A 23,214-nucleotide genomic window follows, 5' to 3' on the forward strand; every position below is an offset into this window, starting at 1 on the left:
GTAAACATACTAACGTTTTTCATTCTGAAAAAGGTCATTTTCAATACAGTGTTTACTTCTTTTGTTCAAAAATAATTTAGGTGTTCACCTTTGAACTATGTATGAAAAAGATATGAAAAGTACTGTCGAATCACGCTGTGAATAGCGTTTTTTCACTTTCTTTGACGAATGAGAACTAGTTTTGTCAATGGTGAAGGGAGTACAAATAATTTCTAGAATAAGTATATAAACTTATTGAAACGGGAGGGATTAGATTTGGAATCGCTTGTTACAACAAATCATGTTATTGAAGAAATTGATAGTATATTAAGAGTAACAGTTAAGATAGAGCAGCAATTATCGATTTATACTAATGAGGCAATTAATCACGTAACAGAATCCTATTTACAAGAAATGAATGAGTTGTCACATCAATTGCGAAAGATTGATGGTGTTTTAAACGAAACAACGCACGAAAAAATTTATGCAAGGAAAAACAACTCCAATAGGCTTATTTATAAATTAAGTTATTAAAATACATTCATTTCTGCTATCATAGGAAACTAGAGGTGAAGCAGATATGGAAAAAAAGCTTATAGACTATACAACTCAGTTAATAGAGTATTGTGACATTTCTTATCAACGTTTATTTGAGTTAATTGAAAATGACCAAATTCAATATGAATTTTTTAATGATGTTAAGCCATTTGCTGATAAAGTGAAGAAAGTGGCAGATGATTGGAAGGCAGAGGCCATGGATTGGGTTGGTAAGGAGAAACCAAAATATTTACACACTATGCAAATAGAGACTACCTATGATCATTTACTATCTCTGTCAATCAGTTGTTTTTACCGCGATACTAAGATTAAAAGATTTAAGGACACTTATCAATCAATTCATTACGTTTTAAATCAAATTATTAAATAAAAAGTCTGACTAAATGTACCCCTAAGCAGGGTGTATTAGTCAGACTTTTATTTTGATTAGTTTGGTCTTAGGAAGCTGAACTTATAGTTCAACAACATCTTCAAATGCGTAGAGAGGTTTACTAGCTCCATCATTCTCTAATTGACGAATGACATTTCTGTAGTCCAAAATGGAAAGATTTCCACTAAGGTATTGCTGTCGTGCAAAATCCAACAATTCATTATTGTCCATTGGCTCGTAAGTTTTAACTGCGATAAAGGTATTACGTAATTCCTGGATAAGCATAATAAAACCTCCCTTATTTGTCTTACTAAAATCGTACCATGAATTATTAAATTTTACGGTTTTTGAAAAATTTTAACTTCCGACAGATTGTGACATATCTCGGCAACTTTTCCTTTCTGCCAAGTTTAGTCTTTAAAATTACAACGGAATTTTGGCGCCCTAGTTTCTGTGCCCAACAGCTCGGTCAAAAAAGCCAATTACCGCAAAAAAGGTCTACTACTCTTAGACCGGTTGCCGATAGGCGGGTGCCCTGCGATTTTCATACACCTTTTCTGGGTGAATGCATATTCTAATGATATATATTGACCTGGAGGTGTGTTGTTTATGCACTTTTATCAACCTAGACAAAAGAATTATTATCAACCTTCTGTTAGACAGCTATCCCGTTATCAGCAACCCTTTCAGTCTTATCCATATCAACAGCAAGGAAATGCACAGATGTTTCCTATGAATATGGTAGGACAGCCACAAATGGGGAATAACCCATTTGGAGCCACTAGTCAAAATTTCAATCAACAGGTCCAAGGAGGTACTAATTATTCTGGTAGTGAACAACAAAATCAAATGTTTCAGCAATATCAAACACCATATCCTATTAATGGGAACTATCCACCACAGATGTCTCCGGGTGGTTTTCAGTCCTTTATGTCGCAATTTAAAAACGAAAATGGAACCTATGATTATAATAAAATGATGGATACAGCTGGCCAAATGATGGGGGCAGTAAATCAGATTTCAGGATTAGTAAAAGGATTTTCTGGAGTATTTAAATCTTAAAATGAAGATAGTGCTATGTACAGAATTTTTTACTTCTTGTACATAGCACTATTTTTATCTGATAATTTTGAGAAACGAATACAAATAGAACATAAATTTACATTGAAATTGTATTTGTCAAAACAATACTAAAATTGCTTATTGCAACTTTTCCATGAAAGGAGTAAACTCCATCTAGGAACATTTCGTGTGCCGAAAAAAGGGTCGAAAGAAGTTGAGAGTTTACAGATGGAATATTCTGCAAAAGTAATCAAATATAATGAAAAAATCAGTATTTGGAACGGTGCTGCTTCTATTATTACAAATAGTTTTATAACGAGCTTTATTCCTTTATTTGCCATTGGGGTACTAGGTGCAAGCAATCAGCAAATTGGTCTGCTTAGTTCATTACCACCACTAATGAGTATGATTGCCATGATTCCAGGAGCTATATGGATCAATAAATTGGAATCAAAAAAGAAATTTACTGCAATGACCTTATTGGTCGCAAGATTTTTTCTATTGTTACTAATATTTATCCCGTTTATAACCTTTGCTCAACAAGCATGGATTCTTGTTGTCATCATAGCGTTAATGAATTTACCTACCGCCATCACTACTCTATCGTGGCAATCCTTTATTGGAGATATAATACCAGACAGTAGGAGGGGTCAATTTTTTAGTGAGAGAAGTAGAATCTTAACCATAGTTGGTATGGTTGTTACATTTTCTACAGGTATTTCACTTAACTTTTTTGAAAAAGATGCGGCCTACCCATACCAAGGACTATTTTTACTAGGTTTTTTGTTTGGAGTACTTGAAGTATATTTTCTATTAAAGCATATAGAGAAAAAGCGGGTTAAAGTTGTTAAAAAGGAGAGACAGTCACCTACAGTTTTAATAAAGAAGTTAATGAAGGAAAAAAAGTATATTACGTTTTTAGTTTGTGCAGTTATATTCAACTTCGGTTGGCAAATGGCATGGCCTCTTTTTTCCATCTACCAAATAAATGATGCTAACGCTACTGCTATATGGATTAGTTTATTTGCTGTTGCCAACCAAATTTCACAAATATTAAGTTATAAGTGGTGGGCGAAGAAAGCAGATAAATGGGGAAATTCAGTGATGCTTTTTGTAGCAGGAATTGGAATGGCAGTTGCCCCGATTTTAACTATTCTTTCAACAAATCTTGTATATTTAGTTGTTATTAACTTTTTTATGGGAATATTTGTAGCAGGGACAGTCATGCTTCTCTTTAATCAACTTCTGCATGTGTCTCCAGAAAATGATCGCACTGCTTTCTTAGCGAACTACAACATCATTCTGGGTGGAATTGGCTTTATTGCTCCTCAGTTTGGTGTGTTACTTCTAGAAATGGCTAGCATGAGTTTTGCGATGATTACTTCCGCTTCAATTCGTTTGATTGGTGGATTGTTGTTTTTAGTAGTTGTTTTGACTATTGATAAGAAATCTAAAACAGATAAAAAGATAGAGTTAACCATCTAGATATGAAAAAATAAGCAGATTGATTATCATTAATCGACCTGCTTATTTTCATTTCCGGTGGTACAGTGTTTTATCAGGAAACAGCCTTGTAACAAGATGGCTAACTTTTGTCAAATGCATAAAAGATTCTAAACAATATCACCTTTTAACGTTGAAAAGGGATATATGTTAAAATAATGTTACAAACAATATTTATGTTATGTAAATATAATTTTGGCTTTTTAGGAATTAATTTGATAAGACTATAACTAGTGACAGGTACATTAATGTCCAATAATTGATGGAGATGATTTTATGAGTGGATCTAAGAGTAAAGGTGGAACAGGCAGAGGTACAGGTAAGAAAGGGTGGAATCGTTGGCAGGCTAGTGCAAAAAAGGCAAAAAGTGCTAAACCTTATAAAAGTAAAGGTGTTAAAAATCGTGAAGGTGCTATAAAAGTTAATAACGATGATTCCTCTGAAAAATAGGAACTGTTATTTAAATCAGGCTCTTTTCTGAAAGATTGTTGCTAACCAAACAATTTATAGAGGTAGGTTACATAGAGGATATGAATTTTTAGTAGGTAGGCGTATCTTCATAACGGATACGCTTATTTCGATGATTTTCCTTGATGAAGATGTTTTTAAAGTTTTATATACAGTGGTTTAACTGTCTAAAAGGTGGCTCTCATATGTATAGTTTATTAATTTTAATAATAATAGGTTTGATTACATTTATAATTTATTTAATGTTAAAAAAGAAAAATCCGTTGAAATTTATTATAATCATTTTCGCAATAATCATTGGAGTTTTATTATTATTTGGTTTTCGTTTTACAGCATCAAGTGCACTTCCTATGGGTTCTAATGTTATTAAAAGCATCAATACAGTATATGGTAAAGCCGTATTATATGAGGATCAAAATAATACATTTGGCTTGGCTAAGATAAATCGAAGTCTTGGATTCTTATATCATTATTCAGGTGGTACTTCTGATTATCTCATTGAAGGAAGTGAACCATTCGTTGCAGCTGGTTTTGGAAATGATGAAGAAGATGGTTTTATGGTTGGAGTTAAATCTAATAATCATAATATAAACTATATTGTGGTTGGTAATCATTTGGAAGATATCTCCCCATCTGACACGTACAAATTTAATATGGAAACTGTCAAGAAACATCCAGAGAGCTATCAAGTAAAAGAGGTGGTTGATCAATATGCCTTTTTTGTCTTTGATGAATATTCAGAGAAAACATGGACAATTCGAGCGCTAGATTTTGAAGGTAATCTACTTGCAGATAAATTATTCGGAAACGGGGATGCTCGATACATAGGGTGGTAAGCATACCAAATGGTCATGAGAAACGCTCAGAGCTAATAATTTTAACTCTGGGCGTTATTTAATTTATTCTTTTTCAGACTAATAGTATATCGTGTAGTCTTATTTTTTGTTAGTGTTTAGCTTTATTTGCCTGATAGTTTTTTGCTAGTAACTCAAGAACTTCATTGTAAGATAATCCTGACTTTCCATTTAATCTCTTTACTTCTTCAACATTTGTGTTTGAAAACCGTTTAGTACTAAAATTTTGATTATTTTCAGTCATTTTGTGCACCTTCTGATTTTGTTAATAAAGCAACTCATACACATCATTTAGCTCTTGAACTCGCTTGTAATCTTTTTCTTCCATAGCATATTTTATTTCATCTGGAAGAATTTTGTTCAAAAACGAAACTTCATCCTCCGATAAATCCCTTACAAATACGATTTCGCTACCGTAATCATTTTTTAGTATTTTTTTCTGAATACTTTGGGCAAATGTTTGTTCATCAGTATAATTCGAAACCGATTCTCTCAAATATCCTAAAGTTTTAATCATTTCTACTCACTCCAATTTTCAATCTTGATCTTTATCATTAAAATATGAAGAGAACTCCTGCTCATCAGATTTCCCTTTAACAAAATATGGATTATCATCAATTGCATTGACTGGATCAAGATTGGTTTTTATTACAAGTGAAGGCTCGGGACTAGGGTTCGCGATAATTCTATCGCTAAGTTGTTTAAAGTCAGGCATTTCTTTACTATTTTTTTGATTTGTCATAATGCACCTCCTAAAAATAGGGTGCTATTCAATCAGTAAAAGTATGTAAGGTAAGTAAGTAGTTGTTATAAAAAAGAAAAAGGTGCGCGGGAGGCGCACTAAAGAATACTAAATAACCTATATACGTAACTATTTATCAGTTTTCTTCACTTATTTCAATTTTGCGTCTAGGCTGTTTTGGAACTCTAATTCTTAATTGACCATTATTATAAGAAGCTTTTATTAAACGTTCATTTACTGGATATGGTAAAGTAATTAGCCTTGATGAATAATTCATTGTTTGTTTTTTAAAAAAATAAGGATTAGTTTCATTTTTCTCCTCAATATCTTCAGTATGCTGAACTGCAATAGTAATTGAGCTGGAAGAGTACTCTAAACTAATTTGTTCCTTTTTAATACCCGGTAAATCAGCTGTAATGATTAAATCCTGGTCGGTTTCATACATTTCTACAGGAATAGTTGGAATTGGAAAAGGCTGTTCAAAAAAATCATCAATTGAGTCAAGTAATCGTTGTACTGGCTTTTGATTAAAGAACTCATTCATTGATCTCATAATTGGATTTGATAGCTGGTGATTTTTTTTAGGCAAGTGATTATTTTTATCTTGTTTCATTAGACACACTCCTTAGGCGAATCTTCTATCATTAATGTATTCAATGCTAAACAGTTTGCTTAGGCTAATATCATTGTTCTATAAAAATTTCTTTCCTGAGGATACTGTTCATAAACATTAAATCTGTATTTTCAACAACCCGTATGACTTAGTTTTTTCAAAAAATTAAAGAGATTTTATACATAAAATACTATATATTACAACATGATAAGTTTACATATAACTTCCATAGGTGATCAGATGAAAAATAGAATCCAGACTTTTTTTAGAATTACATTAGAAACTAGAATTGATGAAGTCTTTGCTTGGACATAGGGGAGTAAAGAGTAAAAAGAGGGTGATTGTTATAAGAATCAAAAATGATTTAAACAAAGGAAAATAAAAATATGAATAGAGACAAAGCATTAGAAGCAGTTTTATGGAGTATAGCAGTGCCGGGGTTTGGTCAATTTTTAAATAAACATATTGTAAAGGGTATCGTTTTAATTCTTTTTGAGGTTATTATAAATGTATACAGCCATTTTAACACGGCAATTATGTTAAGTTTTTTAGGAGATATCGAAGGAGCAATACATGTAACAAATTATCAGTGGTTAATGTTTTATCCTTGTTTTTATATGTACTCGATCTGGGATGCATATAAGTACTCAAGACAAGGGATCACAAAAAGATTTAGTTATTTGCCACTAGCCTTTGCAGCATATTCTGTAACAGTAGGTCTCATGTATTCATATAAAATTAAGGTGTTTGGATATATATTAGGGCCTGTTTGGCTACCTATGTTATTTGTAATTCCAGGATTATTAGTTGGCTATATAATTCGACTTATTCTCTTGAAAATGAGCCCAGTTAATTGAATAACCTAATCTCCTCGAAATGATAAAAAGCCCTTTACAAAAATAAATGTAAGGGCTTTTGAATTGATTTTGGGAATTTACTCTGAGGGTATATGTCGTGCACAATACTCTTTAATCATCGTTTCTTCTTCTTCTTCTAATTCAAAGTCGAGTACTTCTTCCGTACCACTCTCAATAATATAATATTGAGCTAGTTTTGAATAAAATCCATCAATCACATAAATAGCTTTAATTTTTATTCCATTATCAGAATAGAGCTCATCATCTTCAGGTACCTCTAGGTTTAATATAAATTCGTATCGATCTCCGCCAAGAATCCCTGTAGGATCTATCAGTTTTTCAACTGTGTGTTCAACAACTGTAATCATCTCATTCAGTCCTTTTATAAATTTATCAGTGATTTAATTCCTCTAAATCCTTATTATATTATACACCGAAAGCTCAATTTTTAAAGTTGTTAAACTCCGTTTAAAACTTTTAGTCATCTTGTGTAAGCTTTGTTTTCATTAAAGTTTTAACACTAGCACGTCGTCTTTTAGACTATGAGTACATTATAAAGAATAATCTTAACAAAAACTGCCTATCAAATATCCTTAGTTGATAAGCATTTAAGCATGTTATTAATGTTTGTGTTGGGCTTCTATCTTGTTACCTATTATGCCAGCCCTTTTTGTAATACCCTTTTTTTGATAGTTCCTATAAATATATCAGTAATCAGAGGATCCCATTGCGTCCCTTTACCACTCAACAAAATTTGTAGTGCCTTTTCTGAACTCATCCCTTTTCGATAAGGTCTGTCTGATGTCATTGCATCGTATGCATCGGCAACTGCAATAATTCTTCCGAATAAAGGTATTTGCTCTCCACTTACTCCTTTAGGGTAGCCAAAACCATCATATCTCTCATGGTGATATAATACACCTTCTATAATTGTCTCTAAATTAGAGAAATCTTGCATTTGACTTAAAATTCTTGCTCCAATCTCTGGATGGCTCTTAATCATTGTAAATTCCTCATCTGATAATTTTCCATCCTTTAGTAGGACTTTATCTGATATACCAATCTTGCCAATATCATGAATTAATGCAGATTTCTTTAAGATTTCAAGTCCCTTGTCATTTATACCAAGTTTGTGACCAATGGCAACTGCATAGTCGGCGACCCTTATTGAATGTCCAGCTGTATATGGATCACGAGCATCTAATGCCGTAGAAAGACTTTCTAGGAATCCTTCAAATAAAAGAATATTCTTTTTATCACGCTCCACAATAGCATCAATCATATGATTAAAACCATTAACTAAGGTTGAAAACTCATCTGAGTAAATTTCCTCTGTTTTATTCAATTTACCAAGTTGAACATTTTTCATGGCATGTTGAAGCTGATTTATAGGTTGATTAAGATTTAAATATAACAGCTTTGCACCAAAATAGGCGAAGGTAAGAGCCAGTAAGATAATAAATATTGCCCAATTCCAGTATTGAATTCTATTATCTGAAACAATGTCCAAACGTACCTGAGTAGCTAGGCTAAATAGAAGAATTGGAAATGCAGTAATATAGATAAAGCTTAATTGGAATTTTCTTTTTATTGATATAATTGTTTTCCCTTGTAACGATATGGGCCGATTTAATTCTCTTTGAACTTTGACTTCGATATCCAAAAGGAGAGGTTGAATCGCTTTAATAGTAAGGAATAATTCTATCATAGCGTGCATTCCAGCAACAAGAATTGCTCCAATCAACGCTAATAAAATATAGTGATATGGGATTGAAAGTAATTCTATTTTAATCAAAAAATAAGAAAGGATTATAGCTGGAATGGATAAACCTAAGAAATGTGGTCCAATTACCCGCTTAAAAGTTATAAATGGATACCTATGAATATAATAGAAGATCTCTTGATATTCTTTATAATCACAATTGGTTTTGTTGTATATATTAATTATGGGTTTGAGGTCATTTTGAAACTTAATATATTCAACTAACAACATAATAGTGAGGGAAATGATAATAATTAATATCATATAGATTAATTCGGCAAACGTAAGTTCAAGTGTTAGAAAGATGAAAATTCCTCCAACACCACAAATTGCAATGAATGAACCAATAATATAATTATATAGTAACTGTTTTTTAAATGTATGTAATGTCTTCAATGTAAGCTTCCTACCTTCAATAAATATACAATTTGACAACATCTATTATAAACTATTATTCCTGTTCACACGGTATGTAATTTAGTTTCACGTTAAATATTATTGAATTAATATTGAAAAAATAAGCAATATAACAGTGAGGAGGGTGGTAAAATGACCACTTTTGAAATGGTTGTTCGTACTACGTCTGGCTTTGTTGTATTGTATATTTTATGCCGGATCCTAAACAAAAAATTGATTGCACAAATGACTTTTTTTGATTTCGTTGCCGGAATTACTATTGGTTCAATTGTTGCTAGTTCAATGCTTATGAAGGATATTCCGATTTATATCGGTATGTTAGGTTTAAGCCTTTTTTGCCTCTATACGTTTCTAACAAATATTATCGCATTGAAAAAGCTTCATTGGACGTAAAGTTCTCCAGGATGAGCCAACCGTCCTTATTAAGAATGGACAAATTTTAGAAGAAGGGCTAAAGAAAACAAGAATGACAACCGACAGTTTACTTACAAATTTACGGAAGAAAGATGTATTTTATGTGGATCAGGTTGAAACGGATGGGACTGTTTCAATATTAAAAAAACCGCAGTTCTTAGGAGTAATGCAAAAGGATATCATGAATGTTCAATCAAGCAGAGGGACAGCCCAAGCTTTTATAATTGATGGGAAGATTCTTCAGAAGAGCTTGTCTTTACTAGGAAAAGATGCTTCTTGGGTTAAAAATGTGCTACTTCAACATAACATTTCTAGAATAAGTGATGTTTTTTTTGCACAGATTGATCAAGTAGGTAATATATACATTGACCTTAGAGATGATTTAATGTAATTGGTATCTTGATAAAAAAATTTTGAGTTTAAATTAAAGGATATTACAGTCTTTTGCCGAAATAGAAGTTGAATACAATAAGGTAGAAGGACATGTAAATTATGAATGAAAGTAAACCAAGATACACATTTGACTATAATTTATTATTTATTATTTTTTTATTTATGCTTATTAGTGGTATTGGAATATACTTTGCACAACAAATGGGCCAATACAATGAAAACTTTGTCATTAAACAGTTAATCTGGTACATACTCGGTCTGAGTTTTATGGCAATAATCTTTATTTTTGATTTTGAACAAATTAGGAAGATTTCACCATATCTTTATGGAATTGGAGTACTCCTTTTAGTTGTGTTAATGTTTTCTCCTGAAAAAATCGCTCCAACAATAAAAGGAGCTAAATCGTGGTTTGTCATTCCTGGATTTGGATCATTGCAACCTTCTGAATTTATGAAACTTCTACTAATATTAATGCTTGCTAAAGTTATACATTCACATAAAAGTCACGCTGAATCCTCAGGAGGCTTATCTAGTGATTTTCTATTAATTGTTAAAATTATATTAACAGCAGCTCCACCCATCGTCTTAGTATTGCTACAAGATGCAGGAACAGCGATGGTTCTTTCCTTTATTTCTATCGGTATGCTTTTCGTTTCTGGTGTGAATTGGAAGATCATATTACTTTTCGTATTTATAGGTGCTGGTACCCTTGGGATGATTATATTTATCTTTTTAACTTCACCTGCACGCTTACTTTTAGTATTAGATACGTATCAATTAAACCGTATCTACTCTTGGTTAGATCCTTTCAAATATGGTTCTGATATTGGATATCAGTTGAAAAATTCGCTTCTCACCATAGGAACTGGTTCAATTTATGGGACAGGGATAGGAAGTGAGTTAAAGATTAATATTCCTGAAGCACATTCTGATTTTATATTTACTATCATTGCTGCTAAATTTGGTTTTTTAGGTGCAAGCCTTGTTATTGGAATGTACTTTTTATTAATTTACAGAATTGTTGTTATTGCTTTATCTCATAAAGGTGAATATGAAACATTTATTGCAGCGGGAGTAATATCATTGTTTACTTTTCATATTTTTGAAAATATCGGTATGGTTATTGGGCTTGTTCCTATTACTGGGATACCTTTACCTTTGCTTAGCTATGGAGGAAGTTCAATTCTTGCTGCATTGTTATCGCTAGGTGTGATATTAAATATATCAGCTAAGACAAGGGTATACATGTTTGGAAATGATGAGTAAAATACTCGATAAATTTGACATGTGGTAAATTTTTTGAGATTTTATATACAGTAGAATGATGAGGAGAGATTAAATGAATATTATACATGCGTATATTAAAATTAAGCCGGAGTATCGCGAGGAGTTCCTCGAAAAAGTAAGAGACCTAGTAAAGAATTCTCAAGCTGAAGAAGGGAATATTAGTTACAAATTATACGAGGAAACAACTGAACAAAATGCTTTTGTGATGCTTGAGGAATGGAAGGATAAAGCAGCAATCGAATATCACTTTCAAACACCTCACTTTACTGAATGGGGAAAGATCTCAAAGGATTTCTATTCGGAACCGACTAAAGTGTTACAATTTGAGGCTACCCCATTAGCCTAAGTTGTTTACCATGGAATTCTTTTAAAAAATTTTATATGTAAAGGTTATTTAAATGTCTTCTTTAAATCAAAGGAGACATTTTTTTGTTTTTATAAAAAAAGTGAAAATTGTTTAAATGTCTTTACGTCTATATATAAAGAGTGTTTTTTGCAGGCTGTATGGGGGGGAGAAAATGAAATTAGTGATTCAAATGATTAAACTCTTGTGTATATATTGTTTGGTTATTGTTGCAATGATGTTGGTTGTTATGTTCCCAAGAGAAACAAATCAAGTAGAGATTAATAAATTTAGTGTGAATTATCATTTCTCCATGAGAGAATATTTTCAAAATCTCAAAACTATATTACTGAAAGAGCGACCTCTTTTGATTTTGGAGTGGTCTATGAGACAAAAACACCAGCAATGGAAGAAGCTTTAAAACTTTTTGGGAAGAGCTACTCTCTGCTAGGGCTTTCATTCATTCTTTTTTCGTTATTTACTCTGTTGTTAAGTTTAGCAGTCTTCTTACTAATTATTTTAATTCAATGGTTTATTATCTATAATCTCAGGTCAGTTGACGTCTTTGGACATGAACAATGGTACAATTTTTTACTACCTTCAATTTTAATTTCAATTCATCCTACCATGTATTTTGCCAATGTAACTAGAGAAGCTTTAGAACAAGAAGCTGGGGAGTACTATACTCAAGTAGCCTTTTCAAAAGGCTTTACGAGGGACTATATTTTGTTTAGACATATGATGAAAAATTCAGCTAGTATTCTTTCTAGCCATATACCTTCAGTGATGCTTTATATCATGTTTAATCTTCTTATCATTGAGTGGCTTATGGATTACAAAGGAGCTGCCTATCGTTTGTTTAAGGCAATAGGTCATGAAAATCAAGTATATTTACAAGGCTCATTCGGAACGGTAGAGGCTCCGTTAATTTTAGGAATTGTGATTTGTTTTATGATTCCATTATTCCTTGCTCAATTACTAAGTTTAATAGTTAAAAAGAAAACAACTGGCCATTTAGGGAGGGATTGATATGAACACAAATTACTTATTATGGATAGGTTTGGGCATGTTTTTACTTTTGATATTGGCTATTTTCTTGGAACCAATCCTCACTTCAGAGGAAAACTTACAACCTAATAGGATGAGATTTCAAGATGATGGCTCAGTAGAAAAGGCTCCTTTTGCACCTAATAAGGAATATATTTTCGGTTCTGATACCGAGGGAAGAGGAATTTTTGATATGTTAGTAATTGGTACAAAGGATACCTTATTAATCATTTTCTTGATCACTCTTATTCGGTACTTGATTGCGATTCCCTTAGCATTTGTAGCATCTAAAAAAAGGGGGATTTCACATTGGCTTGTTGTAAGCTTAAATACATTTTTTACAAGTATTCCTACTCTTGTTGCAGCCATAATTTTGGTTAATTTACCTTTTCTGATTTTCTCTGATAACCGATATGTGTGGTGTGTCTTTATTTTAGCTTTTATTGAAATTGGTCGAGTAGCATATATTTTTCAACAACAAGCATATGATCTGTCGAATAAAGAATTTATACGAGTAGCGAAGATACAAGGCAATAATCATTTTGGTATTATTATTCGCCATTACATACCTTACTTCTTTCCAGGAATTATAACCAGTTTTTTTGTGGATCTTGGGAAAGTGACAGTATTAATTGGTCAACTGGGATTATTTAATATTTTTGTGACTCAACAAATGGTTGAAGTAGGTAGAGGTTTGTTTGAACTGGAGAATGGAAGTTATAATTGGGCAACATTACTTGCTTCTACAAGGTGGTCTTTATATAATGCACCTTGGATTCCACTCTTTCCAGCCTTGGCATTGTTTTATGTAATGCTCAGTTTTAGTATGATTGGTGAGGGGTTAAAAAGGCATTTTATGAAAAGTGCAAAGTATCTATAAAGATAGGTTAGTTGGTTTCATGGGGGAGTGTGTATGGACAATAGAGAAATCGTCGAGTGAGGCAAAAGTAAAAACGACCTATTACAGAGCATTTCGAAAATTGAAGGAACTGTTGATAGAGAACGAAGAGGTGATTGCAAATGTAATCCAACTACGACTATAAAAATTCCTTACCAAAACCACCTTTATATAAGATCAATCAATCAAAGCAAATAAGGATACAAAAGAATATAAGAGAGTTTGAAAAGGAGTGGGGAACTCATCGGAAGAAGATAAAAAGGGCTAAAATATCTGTGAAATTAATAGTATTTGCAACACTTTTTGTTCTTGTTTTTTCTTCAATATATACGGGATCAATTGAAAGACTAGGGGAGCACCTTAGACAGTTAATTCATTCTAATAATGAAGATATCACATCAGATTTTTTGATTAAAGATGGAGAAAACCTTATGTTTGAAGGAGTTAAAATTGTAAACTTTGCAGAAGGTATTGCTAATTCTACCCATTATGTTGTCTATGCAGGTAGAACTGAGGGTGAAGATTTATATGGAATTGTAAAAATTTTTATCACTGAACCGAATGGAGAGGTGGTTGATGTAGATTATGTGTTTGACCAAAGAGAAGCAGTAAGAATTCTTGGCATAACAGGTAATAGAATTAAACTAAGCTCTGGGGCAAATGCACGGTCTAGGTATTACGATCTTTTAGAGAGAAGAATGGTTAGTGAGTTTTACCACTAACCAACAAATATTTTACTGTTTTTTCCAGTTAAGTTAGAGAGGTAAGCCGTTAAGCTTACCCCTTTTTAAACAGGTGATGAGATTCCTTTACATCAATCTAGCTTAACACATAAGATGGTTTACTTAATAACCAGCTCAATCTATAAACGATTTTACGTACTAAATATCTCAGTGAATTTAACGTAAAACTAATAGACGAAATTAAGCTTAAAAGATTATTCATAAAGGATTCTCCCTCCATAAGCCTGTTTTAGGTGAATAAACACCAATAATAGTATGTCCTTTAATTAAAAGAGTATGTTTGTATTTCCATTTATTTTTTATTTCGCTGACGACCACTTTTCTTTTGACTTTGATGCTCAGAATTTCCTATTTGTGTATTAGGGTCCATTTCAAGGCTATTTGTTTCATCTTGTTTTTCTACTTGTGATCTTGTTTGATTGATGTTTTGTCTTCCTTGTTTTGACATAATAAAACCTCCTTATGTAGTCTTAATTTTTAATATTCACCTTAGAAAAATAATATATGTATTCCTATGAGGGAATTAAAAAAGCTATGTTTTTCCAACTTTCTTTATCATCCTTTTTAAAAAATGTTAAACACAAATGTTTAACATATCGTAAATAAATGAAAAATATTATATTATTTATAAATACAAACTTATGGGGGATAAGACATGGATGAGTTACTAATACGTGAAGGGACAAAAGATGATTTATCTTCTATCCTATATATTTATAACCAGGGAATTGAGGATCGAATTGCTACATTAGAAGTTGGCCAAAAAGACCTATCTTATATGTTGGAGTGGTATGAAAAACACAAGGGAAGACATCGTTTTATTGTGGCACAATATGAAGATGAAATCATTGGTTGGGCTTCTTTAAATCAGTATAATAGTCGTTGTGTTTATGATGGTGTTGCAGATTTATCGATATATATTCTGAGGGAAGCACGTGGAAAAGGGGTTGGAGGAAAGTTACTTTCGAAGATTGAAAACTTAGCCAAAGAGAATAAATTTCATAAAATAATTTTATTTACATTTCCTTTTAATTTAGTGGGACAGTCGTTATATAAAAAGAATGGTTATAGAGAAGTAGGGGTTTTTCTAAACCAAGGCGTACTAGATGGAAAGCTTGTAGATGTAATGGCCATGGAAAAAATATTATGATAAGGCTTTCTTAAGTGGTTGTTTTATTTCAACAATAACTGGAATTATTTTTGAATACTCAATGGGGAGAGGTGAAACCACAATAGAAAACCTCCTTTTTCGCAAAAGAAAAAAGAGGTTAAAGGATTAAAACATACTTAGGTTATAATTTTTAGACAAAAGCTCTAACAACCTTATTCCTGCAATACTATTTCCCTTTTCATCTAGGGCTGGGCCGAAGATGCCTATTCCGAACTTTCCAGGTACTGACCCCATAATCCCCCCAGATACTCCACTTTTGGCAGGAATGCCTACTTTAATTGCAAACTCACCGGACGAATTATACATCCCACATGTTACCATAAAGGTCTTGCAAATCCTCGCTATATCTATAGGAATAATTTGTTTGCCGTTTAAAGGGTCTCTACCATCCATAGCAAATATCATGCCAATCCGCGCTAAATCTAAACAATTCATTTCGATTGCACATTGTTTTGTATACAATTTTAGTAATTGCTCTACATCTTCATTTATAATCTGATGCTGCTTTAAAAAGTAGCAAAGAGCACGATTTAAATCTGCTGTTTCAAACTCAGAGTAAGCAACTTCCGTTGAATAGCTAACAGATGGATCGTTTGATAGCTCTTGAATAAATGTTAAAAGTCGACTAAAGCGCTCCTCCACCGAATTCCCTTTTAGCATGTGTGTAACAACAAGGGCTCCTGCATTGATCATCGGATTTAAAGGTTTAGCGGGTGCCATTGTTTCAAGCTTTGCAATTGAATTGAAAGGATCGCCTGTTGGCTCCATACCCACACGTTCAAACACGAAATCAGGGCCTCGATCAATCAAAACAAGCGCTAAACTTATTACTTTTGAAATACTTTGTAGAGTGAATTGTTTTTCAATATCACCAGCAGAGATACAATTTCCATCCGGATAGTGGATTGCTATAGAAAAGTCATCTCTTTTGGCTCTACCAAGTGCAGGTATATAATCTGCTACTTTTCCATTTTTAATAACTGATTTTGCTTCAGTTACAAACTGTATTAAATCATTACTGGATCGGCATTGCATAATTATCCCCGTTTCTTATACTTTGAAAAGCACTTGCATTTTTTTTCCGTTCTTTACCTGAGATTAGTTCACTTACAATGATATACCTTTGAGGGGCATCTCCTAAGAAGTAAAATGGATAACATGTTGTCAGTGTAAGTGTACTCCTTGGTTTTGGTTTGATAACTGTATGATCATCGGCATCAACAATTCTAATTTTTTTAATTTTATATATAAATTCTCCTGCTATAGTACTTACAACGAAATGGTCATGTAACTCAAGGTCCTTGAGACCTCTAAAAACAGTATCTCGATGTCCAGATAAAACAGAGTTATTCTTTTCGCCAGGAAGAACACTTCGTGAAAAGTGCCCAATCCCTTTTTTTAGTGTTTCATGATCCGTACCTTGAAAAATAGGGAATGTTTTTTCCAATCGTGGTATAAATAAATCACCTATTTTTTCTCCATTAGTCGGTATGTCAGCATAGAGATGTTGATTTATAACCTCTTCGCTTGGACTGTCTTCTACTAGTTGAGTCTGTTTAGGTGGTGTTTTCGTATAAGAGAAATAACCTAAACAAAATGCATACGCATTCCAGCTAATGAGAATGATGCCCGATATAATTAGAAGCAAACCAACTTTTTTCATGTTAAATGCTAACTTTCTTTCTAGGAATGATAAAACCAGTTAGTAAAACAATCATTCCTAAAACGATATTTAATAGAAATGGTGATGCAGGATTAGGCAGTTGTTCATGTTTAATATTGGTTAACTCACCGGCTAATTCACCTACTTCAGATAATTGTTCTGCACCTTCGAAGATAAAGTCAGATGTTAACATATCTTCAGAAAGTTGCATATCTAAAATAAGTTCTCCTGTTTGATCATATAGCTCTAAAAAGACACTTTCACCATTTAATGTTTCCATTGCTAAAAGTTCTGCAAAGTTTACTTCTCTTCTAGTGTCGGTTTCATCTATTAAATAATATTTAGGATTTAAATTAAGAAGAGTCATCATCTCCGACCATATTCCAGATAGTTCTTGGATTTGCTCTGAGGTTAGCTCTTCTTCAGGATTCATAGCTAAATATGGCTCAAGCCTAGATGAAACGGATGCCATTTGTTCCTCTAATACTGTTTCATCAAGCACCATTAAGTGATTAAAGAAACGATCCACTTCTTCTTCTTCAGTTAAACCCATTGTTGCAAGGATATCCTCAGCTTCCTTCATATACTCATCATGATTTAAGTAAAAGTCTATTGATACATCTAATTCTTCTATAAACCAATAATCATCTACAGTTTCACCAAAACCAGCCAACAGTTCATCAAGTTCAGCCCGGCTCATGTCATAATCTAGTAATAGTTGGGCTAAATTCTCATCAGTAATAGGTGTTCCTAGAAAATCTTCAAGTTCTTCAATAGTCGAAAAGTCATTAAGGGTTAACTCATAGTACTCAAGATAACTCTCTAATTCTTCCACAGTCCAACCCATCTCATTTACTAATTAATTAACTTGATTTTGAGGTGGAGCTGCAGAAGTAGGAACTACAGTTAAGCTCGATGTTAAAATAAGTACGGCACTCAATAATGCAAAAACTTTTTTCACTTTAATACCTCCAAATGCAAAAATTAACTTCGTTGGTATTTTGTCATAAGTAAGGAAAATAATTCATCAAAATAAAAAGAGGGTATTGGAAATATGTGGCTTTAAAATCGGTGTCCAAATCGAAGCCTTACAATATGTCCTAGCAAACAAAAAAAACTCCGAAGGGGAGTTTTTTGTTTAAATTTATATAGTATTGTTAACTGGCTTTTTTATATTTACGGAGAAAGAGGGGCGAAACTGTTTCCTTAAACTTTCGCCTTTTACCGGGCCCTTTATGAATAATTATAGTTAGCATTAAACAAGTCATAAGTAACCGACCATGATCACAAACAATATATCTTGATTCCCACTCTGGGAGAAATTTGTTTTTATATTCATAAAGCCCTTTAAAATTGTAAAAGTGCTTAACATGATTAAAAAGATAAGCTCCTACTTTTTCGAACCAACCCTTCTTATCTTTATCATCTAAATTTGCAAGAGGTGACATCCCTAAACTACACCAGTCGTAGTTTTGCTCCTTACACCAATTAATTGTCGAAAGAAATAAGAAATCCATTGTTCCATGAGGACTGTCCTGTTTAAATCTCATTAAATCAATTGTAATTGTCCGGTTGTCGTCTTGGTGATTATAAGCTAGTGTTGCAAAGGCAATAATATCTCCATTTGGATCAATGACTATGGCTAATGGGAAACGACTGATATACTTTTCGCAAAAATAACTAACTGAAAACCCTTTTTCACTTCGATTTCCTAGCCATGAATCAGAAATTTCTTTAAGCTCTGAAATAGATGCTTCATTATTGTTTACTACTTTGAATTGATAACCACTTCGTTCAAATTTGTTTCTTCGCGTCCTCAGTTTCGCCCATCTCTTCCCATTAAGTGTGAAATTGGATAAACAAACCCTGCCTTCTGCACCAATTTTAGTAATACTAAAACCAAAAGCTTGATAGATAGAGAGGAAGTGATTTGAAACTTGGTAAAATACTATGTTCAATCTCGATTTTTTACAATAGTTAAGAAGCTCTTCAATAGACTCATAAAGCAATGCTTGATTCCCCACTGGATCTCCTAAAACGATTAAAGTGTTTCCCAATTTTTTATAAGTAAATAAAACTTGTTTTCTCTGGGCCCAATAAAAGCATTTATCATTTAATAAATAGAGATGTGAACAATGGTTTCCTCCATATTTTGAGATAAATGAAGCTATGTCATCAACTTTTGTTACATCTTTATAATCAAAGTTATTGGATTTATTTTTTCTTATAAATAAAGTGATTACAATAATTAATACTAGAGTCAAACTTAAAAAAAGAAGCATAAAACCCTCCATATTAGGTTTTGAAAATTCAGTAGTCTAAGTAACAACTCTACTATTATAACTAAGAATTGATATAAGTCTATAGATAATTCAAAAGACTAGTCTATCCAATATCAACAATACTCAATAGTTGTAATAAACAAAAAGTAAACGTATACTTTTTAGTGAAAGGTATGAAATATCTAAATTTGATTTTTAAAATATATTGGTTAAGGATTCTTAACTAAAAAACTGGGGGATTAAAAAATGAAAAAAGTTGTTGTTACTGGAGGTAGTGGACTTCTAGGGTCTGCAGTAATACAGGAGTTTTTAGATCATGACTATGAGGTAATTAATGCTGATATAAAATACCCGAAGGAAACTCTCTGTAAAACAGTTATTACTGATTTAACAAACCTTGGAGAAGTATATGGAGTTCTATCTGGTGCTGATGCAGTGGTTCATCTTGCTGCAATTCCAGTTGCTTATTCACATCCTAATGAAGTTACTTTTGAAAATAATGTGATGTCTACTTATAACATATTAGAAGCTGCTGCCAACTTAGGAATTAAAAAAGCAGTGATTTCTTCAAGTGAATCATCCTATGGTATTTGCTTTTCAAAGCAAAATTTAGCTCCACAATATGTGCCGATTGATGAAGAACATCCCCAATTACCTGAAGAAAGCTATGGATTATCAAAAATTGTAAATGAAAAAACAGCGGATATGATCCATGCAAGGACTGGAATGCAAGTGGTATCCATGAGATTAGGAAATGTGATATCACCAGAGATGTACAAGAACTTCCCTGATTTTATCCATAATCCTGAATTAAGAAAAACGATTCTATGGAGTTATATAGATACAAGAGATGCTGCTAGTGCTTACCGCTTGGCTATTGAAACCGATGGACTTGGTTCTGTTGCCTTAAATATTGGTGCTGACGAAACGAGTATGGATATTGAAAGTAAGAAATTAATTGCAGAGTGTTTTCCTGAAGTGAAAGATTTTAGAGGAGAACTTTCCGGTTTTGCCCCGTTACTTAATAGCGAAAAAGCTAAGCAACTCTTAAATTGGAAGCCTATACATAAGTGGAGAAACTATGTCAAACAACTTTAAACCAATAACTTTCATCTAAAAGGATTTGTTGGCAGTTGATAACTGAACTATTTAAAATTATTTAAAGAGGAGATCTAAAATGGTATACCAAGCAAAAGAAAATAGATATGAATCTATGAAGTACAACCGTGTGGGTAGTTCTGGTCTTTTACTACCTGCTATTTCTCTAGGGTTATGGCATAATTTTGGTGGTGTAGACTCATTTGAAAATGGGCGTGGTTTACTTCGTCGAGCATTTGATTTAGGAATCACTCACTTTGATTTAGCTAATAATTACGGTCCGCCAGCAGGTTCTGCTGAAGAAATGTTAGGTTCACTTTTGAAAACTGATTTTGCGCCATATCGCGATGAATTAGTGATTTCAACTAAAGCAGGCTATTACATGTGGCCTGGTCCATATGGCGATTGGGGTTCTAAGAAGTACTTAATTTCTAGTCTTGATCAAAGTTTAAAGCGACTAGGACTTGATTATGTAGATGTTTTTTATTCTCACCGTCCTGATCCAAATACTCCACTTGAAGAAACGATGGGTGCACTTGATCAAATTGTTCGTCAAGGTAAGGCTCTATATGTTGGAATTTCAAACTATAGTGCAGAAGAAACAGCGCAAGCCGTAAAAATCCTTAATAATCTTGGCACACCATTATTAATTCATCAACCAAATTACTCTATGTTCAACCGATGGATTGAGAATGGATTAGAGGATGTTCTTCAAAAAAGTGGAGTAGGTTCTATTGCCTTCTGTCCATTAGCACAAGGGTTACTAACGAATAAATATCTTAACGGAGTTCCAAGTGACTCAAGGGCAGCAAGTGCATCGGTATTCCTTGGGGAAGAACAAGTTACAGAAGGTGTTCTCAAAAAGGTAATGCACCTTAATGAAATAGCAGTAGATAGAGGACAAACTCTTGCTCAAATGGCCCTTGCCTGGGTTTTAAGAGATGGTAAAGTTACTTCAGCATTGATTGGTGCGAGTAAAATAACGCAAATAGAAGAAAATGTAGCAGCACTAAATAATCTGGATTTTTCTATTGACGAATTAACGAGAATAGAAGATATTTTAAATAATTAAGATCGGACACCCAAGTGAATAAGTATTGACATGGAAATATGAAATAGTTCCTGGATGGTTGCTTAAAATGTGTCGGGATTTAGGTGAATCTAGTGGCTTTGATACAGTTGCCGAGGTAAAGGCAAGACGGAAGTGAATCATAGGCCTTTTATGATTACTTACCGAAGCGAAAACAAGGAAGAAGTGAATCATAGGCCTTCTATGATTCACTTGCCGAGGCGAAATCAAGGAGGAAGTAAATCATAGGCTATCTATGATTCAGTTGCCGAAGCGAAATCAAGGAGGAAGTGAATCATTGGCTTTCTATGATTCATTCCGCATTTCTTTTTTTAGGGTAGACAAGAAAAATATAGAAAAGGTTTAAAAAAATGCGATTCTGTGAAGAGTCGCATTTTTTATGGCTTAATATTTAATTGTTTTTTTTATATCCTCAGCTAGTTCACTTATGATTTGATCTAATTCATTCTTAGAAATGCCATACCTATTTTTTAATTCATAGACCATACTTTTTATTTCTTGTTTTATTTCAATATGCATTTGCTCTTGGTAATTTTTCATTTTTGTCACCTACTAAATTTATACTCTGTATATTAAAGATATCATAATTTTAATTATAGTAAATTGGGAAAGTACCATACGAATAATACTAATTATTCTTTATGGTTTTGAACTATTTTCCAAATACCATGAAAAAAATTATCCTAAGAAGGTTAGAGAACCTAACATCGTGTTAATAATGTAATAGACAAAAAATAAGGAAGTGTCCATTCTTGGATTTACATTTTATTTGGAAATCAATCGTTATTGTTATAGGTGGAGTATTGGTACTTCGAATTGCAGGAAGAAAATCGATTTCACAATTAACTGTTGCTCAAACGGTGATGATGGTAGGAGTAGGATCATTAATTATCCAACCGGTAGGAGATCGAAACATATGGATTACAATGATTATAACCGCTTTGCTTGTTCTTAATCTTATTATTATTGAGTTTCTAGTTTTGAAATATGACTTTTTTGAGAAAGTGTTTTACGGCAGGTCTATCATTGTAGTTGAAAATGGTCAGTTGCAAGAAAAAAATTTAGCTAAATTAAGGTTAACAGTAGATATGTTAGAAGTGCGACTGAGACAGCAAGGGATTCAGAGGATTAGTGATATTGAATGGGCTACAATTGAGTCAAATGGGCAGTTAGGTTATATGCTTAAATCGGATAAACAATATGCCACGAAAGAAGATATAAAGTTTTTGATAGCATTGATTGAAGGGAAAGAATCAAGCGCATCTAACTCTAATTCGGGCAATTCTGATAATATTTTCAAAGAGATAAAGAAGACAAATAATCATGAAAAAGATATTCCAGATGATTTAAAATAACCCACAAAGAGTATGATTACTTTTTGTGGGTTTTTTGTGTATTACACTAAGAGGATGCTAGTATCTAACTTGTATAGTAGATTATTTGTCTCAAATGGAAAAGCTGTTCGGAAGTACGAAAGGGATTTAAAGCAGTAAAGTGCATGACTGAATGTCTAAAGATAATAAAATCATTATATTAGCCCTTACCAAATCCGTGTTTTTGCCATCTACTGTAGTAATTAATAGCTATAGGAGGTGGTATT

32 protein-coding genes are annotated in these 23,214 nt (G+C 32.8%); 19 read left to right on the forward strand and 13 right to left on the reverse strand.

The features are described 5' to 3' along the window. The first annotated feature begins 255 nt into the window (after positions 1–255). Positions 256–513 (forward strand): hypothetical protein, encoded by a 258-nt coding sequence (locus BK579_RS13140; protein WP_078546146.1) that lies wholly within the window; start codon positions 256–258, stop codon positions 511–513. Between the two features lie 46 nt (positions 514–559). Continuing rightward, the gene (locus BK579_RS13145; RefSeq protein ID WP_078546148.1) at positions 560–907 is read left to right on the forward strand and encodes a YppE family protein; all 348 of its coding nucleotides are present in this window, start codon (positions 560–562) and stop codon (positions 905–907) included. A gap of 81 nt (positions 908–988) precedes the next feature. Here the strand turns inward: BK579_RS13145 and yppF are convergent, their stop codons facing one another. Further along, positions 989–1,192: a YppF family protein gene (gene yppF / locus BK579_RS13150; RefSeq protein ID WP_078546150.1), complete on the reverse strand. Its 204-nt coding sequence runs from the start codon at positions 1,190–1,192 to the stop codon at positions 989–991. A 324-nt stretch (positions 1,193–1,516) separates the two neighbouring features. Between yppF and BK579_RS13155 the strand changes: the two genes are divergently transcribed. From BK579_RS13155 to BK579_RS13170, 4 genes are all read left to right on the forward strand, one after another. Next, entirely contained in the window at positions 1,517–1,969 is a 453-nt protein-coding gene (locus BK579_RS13155; protein ID WP_078546152.1) for a YppG family protein, read from the forward strand. Between the two features lie 189 nt (positions 1,970–2,158). Then, positions 2,159–3,454 carry an MFS transporter gene (locus BK579_RS13160; protein ID WP_235848421.1) on the forward strand — a complete coding sequence of 432 codons (1,296 nt, stop codon included), beginning with the start codon at positions 2,159–2,161 and terminating at the stop codon, positions 3,452–3,454. Between the two features lie 294 nt (positions 3,455–3,748). Then, complete coding sequence (locus BK579_RS13165) at positions 3,749–3,922, forward strand: DUF3934 family protein (protein ID WP_078546154.1); 174 nt, start codon at positions 3,749–3,751, stop codon at positions 3,920–3,922. Between the two features lie 203 nt (positions 3,923–4,125). After that, positions 4,126–4,776 carry a hypothetical protein gene (locus BK579_RS13170; protein WP_078546155.1) on the forward strand — a complete coding sequence of 217 codons (651 nt, stop codon included), beginning with the start codon at positions 4,126–4,128 and terminating at the stop codon, positions 4,774–4,776. Positions 4,777–4,885: 109 nt separating this feature from the next. Here BK579_RS13170 and BK579_RS25610 read toward each other — a convergent pair whose 3' ends face one another. The 4 genes from BK579_RS25610 to BK579_RS13185 all read right to left on the reverse strand — a co-directional run bounded on the left by BK579_RS25610 (position 4,886) and on the right by BK579_RS13185 (position 6,149). Then, positions 4,886–5,038, reverse strand: coding sequence for a hypothetical protein (locus BK579_RS25610; RefSeq protein WP_169891133.1), 153 nt, complete (start codon positions 5,036–5,038; stop codon positions 4,886–4,888). 21 nt (positions 5,039–5,059) lie between these two features. Further along, complete coding sequence (locus BK579_RS13175; protein WP_078546156.1) at positions 5,060–5,311, reverse strand: sigma-G-dependent sporulation-specific acid-soluble spore protein CsgA; 252 nt, start codon at positions 5,309–5,311, stop codon at positions 5,060–5,062. Positions 5,312–5,329: 18 nt separating this feature from the next. Then, complete coding sequence (locus tag BK579_RS13180; RefSeq protein ID WP_078546157.1) at positions 5,330–5,536, reverse strand: hypothetical protein; 207 nt, start codon at positions 5,534–5,536, stop codon at positions 5,330–5,332. 136 nt (positions 5,537–5,672) lie between these two features. Next, positions 5,673–6,149 (reverse strand): Hsp20/alpha crystallin family protein, encoded by a 477-nt coding sequence (locus BK579_RS13185; protein ID WP_078546158.1) that lies wholly within the window; start codon positions 6,147–6,149, stop codon positions 5,673–5,675. Positions 6,150–6,535: 386 nt separating this feature from the next. On the opposite strand from BK579_RS13185, the gene BK579_RS13190 reads away from it, so the two are divergent. Beyond that, a complete protein-coding gene (locus BK579_RS13190; protein ID WP_078546159.1) occupies positions 6,536–7,006 on the forward strand; it encodes a hypothetical protein in 471 nt (156 codons plus the stop codon). 77 nt (positions 7,007–7,083) lie between these two features. On the opposite strand, the gene BK579_RS13195 is transcribed toward BK579_RS13190, so the two are convergent. After that, positions 7,084–7,374 (reverse strand): DUF6509 family protein, encoded by a 291-nt coding sequence (locus tag BK579_RS13195; protein WP_328589274.1) that lies wholly within the window; start codon positions 7,372–7,374, stop codon positions 7,084–7,086. Positions 7,375–7,661: 287 nt separating this feature from the next. Then, positions 7,662–9,164, reverse strand: a complete 1,503-nt coding sequence (locus tag BK579_RS13200) for an HD-GYP domain-containing protein (RefSeq protein ID WP_235848422.1) — start codon at positions 9,162–9,164, stop codon at positions 7,662–7,664. A 153-nt stretch (positions 9,165–9,317) separates the two neighbouring features. Here BK579_RS13200 and BK579_RS13205 point away from each other — a divergent pair, with 153 nt between their 5' ends. From BK579_RS13205 to BK579_RS13245, 8 genes are all read left to right on the forward strand, one after another. Next, positions 9,318–9,578: a DUF421 domain-containing protein gene (locus BK579_RS13205; protein WP_078546161.1), complete on the forward strand. Its 261-nt coding sequence runs from the start codon at positions 9,318–9,320 to the stop codon at positions 9,576–9,578. Positions 9,579–9,621: 43 nt separating this feature from the next. Then, positions 9,622–9,990 carry a YetF domain-containing protein gene (locus BK579_RS13210; protein WP_235848573.1) on the forward strand — a complete coding sequence of 123 codons (369 nt, stop codon included), beginning with the start codon at positions 9,622–9,624 and terminating at the stop codon, positions 9,988–9,990. A 101-nt stretch (positions 9,991–10,091) separates the two neighbouring features. Continuing rightward, positions 10,092–11,258, forward strand: coding sequence for an FtsW/RodA/SpoVE family cell cycle protein (locus BK579_RS13215; protein ID WP_078546163.1), 1,167 nt, complete (start codon positions 10,092–10,094; stop codon positions 11,256–11,258). A gap of 73 nt (positions 11,259–11,331) precedes the next feature. Next, entirely contained in the window at positions 11,332–11,625 is a 294-nt protein-coding gene (locus BK579_RS13220) for a putative quinol monooxygenase (protein ID WP_078546164.1), read from the forward strand. A gap of 172 nt (positions 11,626–11,797) precedes the next feature. Next, a complete protein-coding gene (locus tag BK579_RS13225; protein WP_078546165.1) occupies positions 11,798–12,043 on the forward strand; it encodes a hypothetical protein in 246 nt (81 codons plus the stop codon). Further along, positions 12,028–12,651, forward strand: a complete 624-nt coding sequence (locus tag BK579_RS13230; RefSeq protein WP_078546167.1) for an ABC transporter permease subunit — start codon at positions 12,028–12,030, stop codon at positions 12,649–12,651. Before BK579_RS13225 ends, BK579_RS13230 begins: the two co-directional genes overlap by 16 nt. A 1-nt stretch (position 12,652) precedes the next feature. Then, complete coding sequence (locus BK579_RS13235; RefSeq protein ID WP_078546169.1) at positions 12,653–13,549, forward strand: ABC transporter permease subunit; 897 nt, start codon at positions 12,653–12,655, stop codon at positions 13,547–13,549. 293 nt (positions 13,550–13,842) lie between these two features. Further along, complete coding sequence (locus BK579_RS13245) at positions 13,843–14,289, forward strand: hypothetical protein (RefSeq protein WP_078546173.1); 447 nt, start codon at positions 13,843–13,845, stop codon at positions 14,287–14,289. 313 nt (positions 14,290–14,602) lie between these two features. Here the strand turns inward: BK579_RS13245 and BK579_RS25615 are convergent, their stop codons facing one another. Next, complete coding sequence (locus BK579_RS25615; RefSeq protein WP_169891134.1) at positions 14,603–14,758, reverse strand: hypothetical protein; 156 nt, start codon at positions 14,756–14,758, stop codon at positions 14,603–14,605. A gap of 207 nt (positions 14,759–14,965) precedes the next feature. Here BK579_RS25615 and BK579_RS13250 point away from each other — a divergent pair, with 207 nt between their 5' ends. Further along, positions 14,966–15,460, forward strand: coding sequence for an arsinothricin resistance N-acetyltransferase ArsN1 family A (locus tag BK579_RS13250; protein WP_078546175.1), 495 nt, complete (start codon positions 14,966–14,968; stop codon positions 15,458–15,460). A 126-nt stretch (positions 15,461–15,586) separates the two neighbouring features. Here the strand turns inward: BK579_RS13250 and glsA are convergent, their stop codons facing one another. The 4 genes from glsA to BK579_RS13270 form a co-directional block, all read right to left on the reverse strand. Next, positions 15,587–16,516: a glutaminase A gene (gene glsA / locus BK579_RS13255; protein WP_078546177.1), complete on the reverse strand. Its 930-nt coding sequence runs from the start codon at positions 16,514–16,516 to the stop codon at positions 15,587–15,589. Further along, positions 16,497–17,144 (reverse strand): class D sortase, encoded by a 648-nt coding sequence (locus BK579_RS13260; RefSeq protein WP_078546179.1) that lies wholly within the window; start codon positions 17,142–17,144, stop codon positions 16,497–16,499. The genes glsA and BK579_RS13260 overlap by 20 nt, the downstream gene beginning before the upstream one ends. A gap of 1 nt (position 17,145) precedes the next feature. After that, complete coding sequence (locus BK579_RS13265) at positions 17,146–17,991, reverse strand: processed acidic surface protein (RefSeq protein WP_078546181.1); 846 nt, start codon at positions 17,989–17,991, stop codon at positions 17,146–17,148. Between the two features lie 310 nt (positions 17,992–18,301). Next, positions 18,302–19,426, reverse strand: a complete 1,125-nt coding sequence (locus tag BK579_RS13270) for a phosphatidylglycerol lysyltransferase domain-containing protein (RefSeq protein WP_169891136.1) — start codon at positions 19,424–19,426, stop codon at positions 18,302–18,304. A gap of 246 nt (positions 19,427–19,672) precedes the next feature. Here BK579_RS13270 and BK579_RS13275 point away from each other — a divergent pair, with 246 nt between their 5' ends. Then, positions 19,673–20,524, forward strand: a complete 852-nt coding sequence (locus BK579_RS13275; RefSeq protein ID WP_078546185.1) for an NAD-dependent epimerase/dehydratase family protein — start codon at positions 19,673–19,675, stop codon at positions 20,522–20,524. 79 nt (positions 20,525–20,603) lie between these two features. Then, positions 20,604–21,596, forward strand: a complete 993-nt coding sequence (gene mgrA / locus BK579_RS13280) for an L-glyceraldehyde 3-phosphate reductase (protein ID WP_078546186.1) — start codon at positions 20,604–20,606, stop codon at positions 21,594–21,596. A 402-nt stretch (positions 21,597–21,998) separates the two neighbouring features. On the opposite strand, the gene BK579_RS25620 is transcribed toward mgrA, so the two are convergent. After that, entirely contained in the window at positions 21,999–22,154 is a 156-nt protein-coding gene (locus BK579_RS25620) for a hypothetical protein (protein ID WP_169891137.1), read from the reverse strand. 212 nt (positions 22,155–22,366) lie between these two features. On the opposite strand from BK579_RS25620, the gene BK579_RS13285 reads away from it, so the two are divergent. Then, complete coding sequence (locus BK579_RS13285) at positions 22,367–22,969, forward strand: DUF421 domain-containing protein (protein WP_078546188.1); 603 nt, start codon at positions 22,367–22,369, stop codon at positions 22,967–22,969. Positions 22,970–23,214 lie beyond the last annotated feature (245 nt).

Source organism: Litchfieldia alkalitelluris (genome assembly GCF_002019645.1).
Classification (GTDB): domain Bacteria; phylum Bacillota; class Bacilli; order Bacillales; family Bacillaceae_L; genus Litchfieldia; species Litchfieldia alkalitelluris.